Source organism: Deinococcus budaensis, assembly GCF_014201885.1.
Classification (GTDB): Bacteria; Deinococcota; Deinococci; order Deinococcales; family Deinococcaceae; genus Deinococcus; species Deinococcus budaensis.
Genome location: NZ_JACHFN010000009.1, coordinates 142,948 through 151,479 on the forward strand (window position 1 = coordinate 142,948; position 8,532 = coordinate 151,479).

An 8,532-nucleotide genomic window follows, 5' to 3' on the forward strand; every position below is an offset into this window, starting at 1 on the left:
TTTCGGCGGACGCTCCCTCTCCACCCTGACCCTAGGCTGCGGGCATGATGGACGTGATGACCTCGCCTCTTTCCCCCGGGCGCTCCGGGCCGCTGGCGGAGCTGCTGGACGGGCACAGCTACCGGGTGGCGCTGTACCTGCTGCTGGCGCTGCCGCTGGGCGGGATGGTCTTCGGGCTGCTGGTGGTCGGGGCGCTGCTGGGTGTGCTCACGCTGCCGCTGCTGGTGGGGGCGGCGCTGCTGCTGGGCACCCTCTGGCTGGTGCCGGGGCTGGCCGACGTGCAGCGCTGGCTGGCGGGGCTGCTGGGGCTGCGCTTCTCGCGCCGCGCGCCGCCCCCCGCCTACGCGGGCGTGCTGCCCTGGCTGCGCGCGACCCTGGCGGACGGGGCGACCTACCGGGCGCTGATGTTTCACCTCGTGCAGTTCCCGCTGGCCGCCGTGTGCTGGCTGGTGCTGGGCGCGCTGCTGGGCGCCTCGGCGCTGGCGCTGGCGGCGCCGTGGTGGGCCGCGCAGCCGGAACTGCTGCCGATCTCCTGGGGCGGCGGGCGGGTCACCCTGACGGCGCCCGGCATGGTGGGCCTGACGCTGGCGGGGGCCGGCGGCCTGCTGGTCACGGCGGGGGTGCTCAACCTGCTGGGCCGGGTATGGGCGTGGCTGGCCTTCGCGCTGCTCGCCGCGCCGGGGGGCGAGGCCGAAGCCCGGCGCGAGGTCGCCGCGCTGCGCCGGGCGGCAGGCCGGGTCGCGCTGGGCGACGACCTGGGCGCGACCCTGGCGGACCTGGCCGGGCAGGCGCGGGACGCCAGCCGGGCGCGGGCGGTGGCCCTGACCGCCCCCGACGGCACCCGGCGGGCGAGCAGCGGCCCCGACCACCCGGCGCTGCACGGCCCGGTCGCGCCTCCCCCGGCGGGCGGGGCCAACGTGCGCTACGTGGGCGAGCAGGAGACGCTGGCGACCCTGCCGGTCGTGGCGGGCGGCGCGGACGGCGGCACCCTGCGCGCCGTGTACGCGCCCGGAACCCAGCCGGGACCGGAAGAACTCGCCTTTCTGCTGTCCATCGCGGACCACGCGGGCACCGCTCTGCACGCCGCCGAGCTGATCGAGCGGGCGGGCGAGCGGGCCGGGGAACTCGAACGCGCCCGGCTGGCCCGCGAGCTGCACGACAGCGTGGCCCAGGCCCTCTACGGGATCACCCTGGGAGCCAAGACCGCGCGGGCCACCCTCGACCGCGACCCCGAAAAGGCGCGCGCCAGCCTCGACTACACCATCCGGCTGGCCGAGGGGGGCGTGGCCGAGATGAAGGCGCTGCTGTTCAGCCTGCGCCCCGACGCGCTGGAAGAAGGCGGGCTGGTCGCGGCCCTCTCGCAGCATGCCCACGCGCTGGGCGCCCGCCACGGCCTGACGGTCCACGCGCGGCTGGAGCGCGAACCCCCGCTCTCCCCCGCCGCCCAGGCCGCCGCCTACCGGGTGGCGCAAGAGGCGCTGCACAACGTAGTCAAGCACGCCCGCGCCCGCGAGGTGTGGCTCTCGGTGGCTGAACACGGGGGCGCGGTCACGGTCGAGGTGCGGGACGACGGGCGGGGCTTCGACCCGCTGCGGCTGCCGGGGGGCACCCTGGGCCAGCGTTCCATGCGCGAGCGGGCGCAGGGCGCGGGCGGCAGCCTGAGCGTGCACAGCGCGCCGGGCGCGGGGACCCGCGTGACCCTGACCCTGCCCACCGCCGCCCCAGCCGCTCCCGAAGCCGCCGCCCCCGAGGCCGCCGCCCTGGAGGCCCGGCCGTGACCGCCGCCCAGCGCCCGCCTGCCCGTCCGCTCGGCCCGGTGCTGGGGCGGCTGGGGCTGGGCCTGGGGCTGGCCGCGCTGGGCCTGGGCCTGGGCTGGCTCGGGCTGCGGGTCACGCCCACACCGGGGTTGAGCGCCGTGGAGACGCCGCTGAGCCTGCCCCTGGGCGGCGCCGAGACCCTCGACGTGCGCCTCACGGGCGACCGCACGGCCCTGACGGTGGCGGGCATCGCCTGGCCGGGGCGGGAGGCACTGACCGGACGGGCGCTGCACCGCGAGCGCAATCCGCTGAGCCTCCAGACCCGGCGCGAGGAGGGCACCCTGGCCGCCGAACTGCGGCTGGACGTGCGCCCGCTGGAAGAAGGCGTGATCGGCCTGGGCACCCCCGCCTTGCAGCACCGGCTGGAGGTGCAGCTCGCGCGGTCGCTGCCCGTCACCCTGAACACCGACACGGCGGTCGGGGAGACCCGGCTGGACCTGCACGCGCTGCGGGTGCGGGCGCTGAGCGTGCGCGGCGGCTTCGGGGACGTGGTGGCGACCCTGCCGGAACGCCAGAGCGGCCCGCTGACCTTCGTGACGCTGGGGGGTGGCGTCAGCTTACGCGCCGGGGCCGGATGGCGCTCGCCTGCCCTGCGCGTGAACACCGAGAGCGGCGACGTGCGGCTCTCGCTGGGCGCGGCCCGCAGCGAGGCCCTGAACATCGGCACCCGCAGCGGCGACGTGCGGGGCGAGCTGCCGCGCGCCGACCACCAGAGCGTGACCACCGGCACGGGCGGCGTCGAGCTGACCCTCCCCGACGGGGCGGCGGGCACCTTCGATGTGCGCTCGGAGGGCGGCACGGTCCGCCTGAGCCTGCCCCCCGGCGTGCGGACGCGGGTGCGCTTCACCGACCGCACCGCCCTCTCGTTGCCGCCGGGGCTGATCCGCCAAAGCAACGCCGCCGCGACCGACGCCCGCGCCCTGCAAGCCCCCGACCTCGACCTCTTTCTCGACGCGCCCACGGCGGCCCTGACCCGCCGCGCCCCCCCCACCCCCGAAGGAGACCCCCGGCCATGACCGACGCCCCCTTTGCCCCCGTCCGCGTGCTGCTGGTCGACGACCACGCCGTCGTGCGCCAGGGCCTGCGCCTCTTTCTGGGCCTCGACCCCATGATCGAGGTCGTGGGCGAGGCCGCCAACGGCGAGGAAGCGCTCTCGGAGGCCGCCCGCCTGAGGCCCGACGTGGTCGTGATGGACCTGATGATGCCGGTGATGGACGGCATCCAGGCCACCCGCGCCATCCGCCGCGCCCACCCCGACACCGAGGTCATCGCCCTGACCAGCACGCTGGAGGAACACAAGGTCAACGGCGCCATCGAGGCCGGGGCGGTGAGCTACATGCTCAAGGACGCGTCGAGCGACACGCTGGCCGACGCGATCCACGCTGCCGCACGCGGCGAGGTGCGCCTGCACCCCGAGGCTGCCCGGCGCCTGGTGCGCGACTTCCGCTCGCCGGACATGCGCGAGAGCCTGACCCCCAAGGAGGTGATCGTGCTGCAACTGATCGCGCGCGGGCACTCCAACCGCGACATCGCCGGGGACCAGGGCGTGACCGAGGCGACGGTGAAAACCCATGTCAGCCGCCTGCTGGGCAAGCTGGGGCTGGAAAGCCGCACCCAGGCCGCGCTGTACGCGCTGCGGCACGGACTGGCGAGCCTGGAATGAAGCGGTCAGCTTCCAGCGGTCAGCCGTCAGCCTGGAGCGGGTGGCGGTTGCCTCTGCTGATGCTGAGTATTGCGAGTCTGGGCATTGTCGCGGGCACGGTGCGGGCCGCGTTGCTGGAACCGGGGAAATGGAGCCTGCCGGGCCTGATCCTCGGCGCGTGGGTGCCGCTGCTCCCCGTGGCCGTCGTCGCCGCGTTCTGCCTGTGGCTGGCCCGCGCGAGTCCTGGGGCGGCCCTGGGAGGTGGGGTCGCCGCCGCCCTCGGAGCCGCCGTGTACAGCTTTGAGCTGCTGCACCCGAAATACAACCAGGACGCGAACATCGGACTGGGTCTCTACATGCTCTTCGGCTGGCTCTTTCCGCTCAGCCCGGCCTTTCTGGTCGGAGCGGGGCTGGGGTCGTTGGTGGAGCGGCGGCGCGGCCTTCCGCCCTCCCCCACCGCGCTGGAGGATGCCTGGCCCCTCCCCAGGCTGCGCCCCTGGCTGTGGCCGCTGCTGCCCCCGGCGCTGGTGTCGCTGGCGGTGGCGGTGCAGCCGTTCGTGCGGCTGGGGCAGGCTCGGCTGGTGGACGCGGCGAGCCTTCCCGGCCTGCTGCTGGCCGTGGTCTTCACATCCGGCGGGCAGCTCGCCGTTAGCCTCGCGCCCGCCCTGGTCGTGCTGCTGGTGCTGCGGGGGCGGGCCGCGCGTGACGGCACCGTGCAGCCCCGCCTCGCCGCCTTCTGGGGCCTGTGCCTGGGATTGGCGGTGACGCTGGGGCTGTTCGGGTTCGGAGCGGGTCTGTTGGGAGGTGTGGGGCTGGAGGTTTACATCCTGCTGTGTGCACTCCCGCCCATGCTGGGGTGCGGGGTGGGCTGGTGGGTAGGACGACGCGGGGAAGCGGCCCGGTAACTCGCCCTGCGCTTACGCCCTGGCTGTGGCCGCTGGCCTTGCCCACCCTGCTGCCCATCATCTCGGCGCTTGTTTCTCTGCTGCGGCGCTGGGAGGCAGCCTTCTCATGGAGGCTGGAAGCACTGCCCGGTCTGCTGCCCGGCTTCGGCGTGGCCGTCGCCGTCACACTGGCGCTCACCCTGACTCCCGCTCTCCTGGCCCTGGTCACCCTGCGGCGTGGGGCCGACCCGGACCACCTCGCGCGTCAGCGTCGACTCGCCTTCTGGGGTCTCTGCCTGGGGCTGAGCCTGACCTGGGCGCTCTTCCTCGTGCTCCCGAGCGGGTCGCGCCCTCTCCTGCTGAATGTGACCGTCTGGCCGCCCCTGGTGGGCTATGTCGCGGGACGCTGGGCAGGTGGAAGCCAGTAGGTTGCAGGGCCGGGGTGCCAAACGCTGAGGCAGAGGGCACCACACCCGCGCCCTCTGCCCCAGTGCCTGAGCCTCAGCCCAGGTCGTTCAGCACGCCGTCCAGGTCCTTTTTCACGCAGGTGAACATGGGCGTGTCCTGAAGGGTGTAGTTGCTGGCCTCGGTGTAGCGCAGGCGGTGGACGAGGTCCACGAACTCCTGCGGGTAGTCCGAGTCGAACGACACCACGAATTCCTGATCGTCGATGCCGTAGGAATACGAGGTGTTGATCCGCACGCCCTTGAAGGGACCCGAGGCGTGGATGTGCTCGTCCATCATGCCCTGGCGCGCCATCGGCGTGAGGTCGTACCACGCCCGCGTCTTCACGAAGGGATAGATGAACAGGAACTTGCCCTGCCCCGGCAGGATTTCCAGCCCGTGCCCGCTGCCCTCCACGCGGTTGACGTACTGGCTGCGCTTGTTCATGGAGATGAAGTTGTAGGGCTGGGTCAGGTAGCCCATCAGGCGGGTGCGGTTCAGCCGGGCCTGCGCCTCCTGAAAGTCGCGCACGTCGAAGGCGATGCGCCACAGCATGAAGTCCACGTCGCCGCGCACGCCGACCAGCGAGTAGCTGCGCTGGATGTGCCCCGCCTCGGCGGGGGCGTCCGTAACCCAGCCCGCTGCTGCGGCCAGGAACTCGGCCTTCAGCGCCTCGCGCTCGGGCAGGGGCAGGCGGCGGAAGCTGGGGTCGAGCTTGAAAAAGGCGTAGTTCAGGAACTGCCGCTGCGCCCGGTCCGGGTCACGCTGGGTCACCTGCCCGCTGGGGTCGAGGTCCACCATCATCTTGGGGCGGCCACCGGGGGCACCTCCAGGGCGGCCTCCTGCCGAGGGCGGCGTCTCCCCCACCTGGGTCGGCTTCTGCTCGTCGCCGCTCACTGGGCCACCGCCTGGCCGCGCAGGTCGTGCGTCAGGCCGAAGTTGGCGTGGTAGAGGGTCTGAATCCGGTCGTACTCGGCGTCCGTCAGCGGCGCGGCGTCAAAGGTCGCGGCGTATTCCTCCAGCCCCTTCTCGTCGTAGATGTTGGGCAGGACGCTCGCCATCGCCGGGGAGCGCAGCGCGAACTGGAGGGCGAGCTGGCCGATGGTCCGGCCCCGGCCCTCCACGAACTCGGCGCCAAGCTGCTCGACCTTCTTCAGGCCGTCTTCCATCCAGGCCTTGCGGCGGGCGTTGGTGGTCATGCGCCAGTTGCGGTGATCACCGGGTTCGAACTCGGTGTCGAGGGTCATGTAGCCTTCCAGCAGCCCGGAGGCGTGCGGCACGCGGGCCATCACACCCACACCTTCCTGCTCGGCCACCGGCAGAATCTGCTCGCCCAGCACCTGCTCCAGCAGGTTGTAGATGATCTGGGTGGGGGCGCGGCGCTCCCGGATGGAGGCGATGCCCTCCTCGATCTGCCGCTCGTTGAGCGCCGGACCCAGCGCGGTGCCGTAGGCGCGAATGAGGCCCTCGGCCTTGAGCTTTTCCAGCTCGGCCCACAGGTCATCCTGGCGAATCGCGTCCAGGCGGCAGTTGTGCAGCTGATAGTAGTCGATGTAGTCGGTGCCCAGCCGCTTCAGCGAGCCTTCGAGCGCCTTGCGGAGGTACCCGGGCGTCCAGTCGTGGGGGCGCTCCTGCTGGCCGGGGCGCTCGGGGTGGGTATAGATGTCGTAGCCGAACTTGGACCCGATCACGATCTTCTCGCGCACGTCGCCCAGCGCCCGGCGCTGAAGTTCCTCGGCGCGGCCCGAGGCGTAGGTGTCCGCGTTGTCGAAAAAGGTGATCCCGAGGTCGTAGGCCCGGCGCAGCAGGCGCACGGCCATGTCCTCGTCCTTGACGCCCCACCAGGTCGTGCCCACGGTCCACACGCCGAAGCCCACCGCGCTGACGGTGAGATCGGTGCCGAGAAGCTTGCGCTCTTGCATGGCCGCACTATTCCACCGCCCCCAGGGGACAATGCACCCCGAACGAGCGGTCAGGCCACGTATGCTCGGGCTGTGGACGATGCGGCCGTGATCGGTTTCGTGGGTGCTCTCGCCGGGGCACTGGTAGGAGCCGGCGGAACGTACCTGGCGACTGTGGGGGCAGCGAGACGGCAGGGTCAGGACCGGGCGCGTGCCGTCCTGGCGGCGGTCGGCGCGTCCGTGCGTGGCGAGGCCGCCAGCCATAACCAGGCGCAAGTAGAGGCAACCTTGCGTTCCCTGGCCACCTTTCGGGCGCTGCTTGGCCGCGCCGATTCCAGTGGAGCGGACGCCGATCAACCCACGCAACTTCACCTGCGGTTGACCATTCCCACGCTGCCGCAGCCCGCCTGGACGGGAATGCTCACCGCCGACGTGGGCTTCGTGCCACCCAACGTCTACCTCAAGCTCTCGGAGTTGGAGGCGCTCGCCACGCACGTCAGCGGCATAGCGGCGCAAACCCTCGACCCGGCCCTGACCTTCCACGCCCTGCTGCGCGAATTGCCCGGCGACTTTACCCCCCGCCAACTTGCCGCCGCCCCACAGCGGGCCGCCCTGGCAACCACCCTCGACCGCCTGACCGTGCTGCTGGACATTCTCCTCGATCTCTACCAGCAACACACCGCGCTCCGGCGCGAGCTGTTGGCGCTGCTGCCCAGCTGAACCCCTGTCCCCTAGACGGCCGAGGTCAGCCACGCCAGCGCCCCCGCCCGCAGCGCCGCCCAACCGTCCGGGTGGGTGTGCCCGCCGGGGTGGGTCCACTCATTCACGGGGACACCCGCCCCGCGCAGCCTCCCCGCCAGGGTCCGCGCCCGGGGCGTGTGCGGGTCGGCCTCGCCCAGCACCAGGGCGACCGGAACCCGCGCCGGGGCGGTCAGCTCCAGCAAACCGGCGGGCAGACTGGGCGAGACAGCCAGCACGCCCGAGGCGGGCACCGCGCCCCCCAGGGCCGCCCGCAGCGCCACCCCGGCCCCCGCGCTGAACCCCGCCCACACGGGCCGCCCACCCACCTCACGCGCCCACCCGGCGACCTCGGCGTCCGCCTGCGCCGGGTCGTCCCAGACCAGGGCGCCGGGGCCGCCGAACTGACCGCTCCCCGCCAGCGCGACCCGCCAGCCCTGGGCCGTCAGATCGGCGTAGAGGGGACGCAGCGAGTCCGGCGCCTGGGCGTTGCCGTGCAGGGCCATCAGGGTGCCCCGGACCGCTTCCCGCGCGGCCCAGACCGTCAGCGACGGCGAATGACGCCCGGCTTCCTCACGTTGCCGCGCCCGCCAGGCCGCCAGCAGCGCCCCGAAGCGGGGCAGGCTCCGGAGCGGGGCGAGGTCGGGGTCACGTTCCAGCAGCGCGGGCGCGAGCCACTCGCCCCGGTCGCGGACGCGCTCCAGCGCCGTCAGCGCCGCCCCGGGTTCCCCGAGCTGCGCGTGCAGGCAGGCCGCCCAGAAGTCTGCCCGCGCCCGCTGCGCCGGGGTCAGGTCCGCTGGGGGCGCGGCCAGCACGGCCAGCGCCTCCCGGAGTCGCCCGGCCCCGTGGTGGGCAAAGAGGTCGCGTTGCCACTCTTCAAACGGGGTCGCGGTCATGCGTCAGCGTAATGGCCGGTCACGTCGCGCGCACCCGCCAGACGGCGGAGGCCGCGAGAAAATTCGCCTGGTCGTGGTTTTCAAGGTAATGACCGGTTGTAGCGGTGGAGGAAGAGCCAAACCAGGGTTTCCAGGTGGACTTGGCTGCGGCTGAAGGCGAGGGATCGGCGCACCAGATGGGCCAATCTCAGGCGCAAGGTGGCATGGAAG

9 protein-coding genes are annotated in these 8,532 nt (G+C 73.0%); 6 read left to right on the plus strand and 3 right to left on the minus strand.

Going from position 1 to position 8,532, the window contains the following annotated elements; all coding sequences use genetic code 11:
* Positions 1-44 precede the first annotated feature (44 nt).
* Genes HNQ09_RS12885 through HNQ09_RS12905 form a run of 5 tightly spaced genes read left to right on the plus strand, consistent with a single transcriptional unit; the run spans position 45 to position 4,771 of the window.
* Positions 45-1,778, plus strand: a complete 1,734-nt coding sequence (locus tag HNQ09_RS12885; protein ID WP_184029937.1) for a sensor histidine kinase — start codon at positions 45-47, stop codon at positions 1,776-1,778.
* Positions 1,775-2,833 carry a DUF4097 family beta strand repeat-containing protein gene (locus HNQ09_RS12890; RefSeq protein WP_184029940.1) on the plus strand — a complete coding sequence of 353 codons (1,059 nt, stop codon included), beginning with the start codon at positions 1,775-1,777 and terminating at the stop codon, positions 2,831-2,833. Before HNQ09_RS12885 ends, HNQ09_RS12890 begins: the two co-directional genes overlap by 4 nt.
* Positions 2,830-3,480 (plus strand): response regulator, encoded by a 651-nt coding sequence (locus HNQ09_RS12895; protein WP_184029943.1) that lies wholly within the window; start codon positions 2,830-2,832, stop codon positions 3,478-3,480. The genes HNQ09_RS12890 and HNQ09_RS12895 overlap by 4 nt, the downstream gene beginning before the upstream one ends.
* 59 nt (positions 3,481-3,539) lie before the next feature.
* Positions 3,540-4,364: a hypothetical protein gene (locus HNQ09_RS12900; RefSeq protein WP_184029946.1), complete on the plus strand. Its 825-nt coding sequence runs from the start codon at positions 3,540-3,542 to the stop codon at positions 4,362-4,364.
* Positions 4,365-4,402: 38 nt separating this feature from the next.
* Positions 4,403-4,771, plus strand: a complete 369-nt coding sequence (locus HNQ09_RS12905) for a hypothetical protein (RefSeq protein ID WP_184029949.1) — start codon at positions 4,403-4,405, stop codon at positions 4,769-4,771.
* Between the two features lie 73 nt (positions 4,772-4,844).
* On the opposite strand, the gene HNQ09_RS12910 is transcribed toward HNQ09_RS12905, so the two are convergent.
* Together HNQ09_RS12910 and HNQ09_RS12915 are read right to left on the minus strand one after the other, a co-directional pair.
* Positions 4,845-5,591, minus strand: a complete 747-nt coding sequence (locus tag HNQ09_RS12910; RefSeq protein ID WP_184030011.1) for a chlorite dismutase family protein — start codon at positions 5,589-5,591, stop codon at positions 4,845-4,847.
* 89 nt (positions 5,592-5,680) lie between these two features.
* Positions 5,681-6,709: an aldo/keto reductase gene (locus tag HNQ09_RS12915; protein WP_184029952.1), complete on the minus strand. Its 1,029-nt coding sequence runs from the start codon at positions 6,707-6,709 to the stop codon at positions 5,681-5,683.
* Positions 6,710-6,976: 267 nt separating this feature from the next.
* Between HNQ09_RS12915 and HNQ09_RS12920 the strand changes: the two genes are divergently transcribed.
* On the plus strand, positions 6,977-7,408 hold the full coding sequence (locus HNQ09_RS12920; protein WP_184029955.1) for a hypothetical protein: 432 nt from the start codon (positions 6,977-6,979) through the stop codon (positions 7,406-7,408).
* Positions 7,409-7,419: 11 nt separating this feature from the next.
* Here the strand turns inward: HNQ09_RS12920 and HNQ09_RS12925 are convergent, their stop codons facing one another.
* Positions 7,420-8,322: an alpha/beta hydrolase gene (locus HNQ09_RS12925; RefSeq protein WP_184029958.1), complete on the minus strand. Its 903-nt coding sequence runs from the start codon at positions 8,320-8,322 to the stop codon at positions 7,420-7,422.
* Positions 8,323-8,532 lie beyond the last annotated feature (210 nt).

Coding starts and splice junctions, on each gene's coding strand:
- HNQ09_RS12915 (WP_184029952.1), bottom strand. CDS start 6,709: ATGCAAGAGCGCAAGCTTCTCGGCACCGATCTCACCGTCAGCGCGGTG.
- HNQ09_RS12910 (WP_184030011.1), bottom strand. CDS start 5,591: ATGATGGTGGACCTCGACCCCAGCGGGCAGGTGACCCAGCGTGACCCG.
- HNQ09_RS12895 (WP_184029943.1), top strand. CDS start 2,830: ATGACCGACGCCCCCTTTGCCCCCGTCCGCGTGCTGCTGGTCGACGAC.
- HNQ09_RS12925 (WP_184029958.1), bottom strand. CDS start 8,322: ATGACCGCGACCCCGTTTGAAGAGTGGCAACGCGACCTCTTTGCCCAC.
- HNQ09_RS12885 (WP_184029937.1), top strand. CDS start 45: ATGATGGACGTGATGACCTCGCCTCTTTCCCCCGGGCGCTCCGGGCCG.
- HNQ09_RS12900 (WP_184029946.1), top strand. CDS start 3,540: ATGCTGAGTATTGCGAGTCTGGGCATTGTCGCGGGCACGGTGCGGGCC.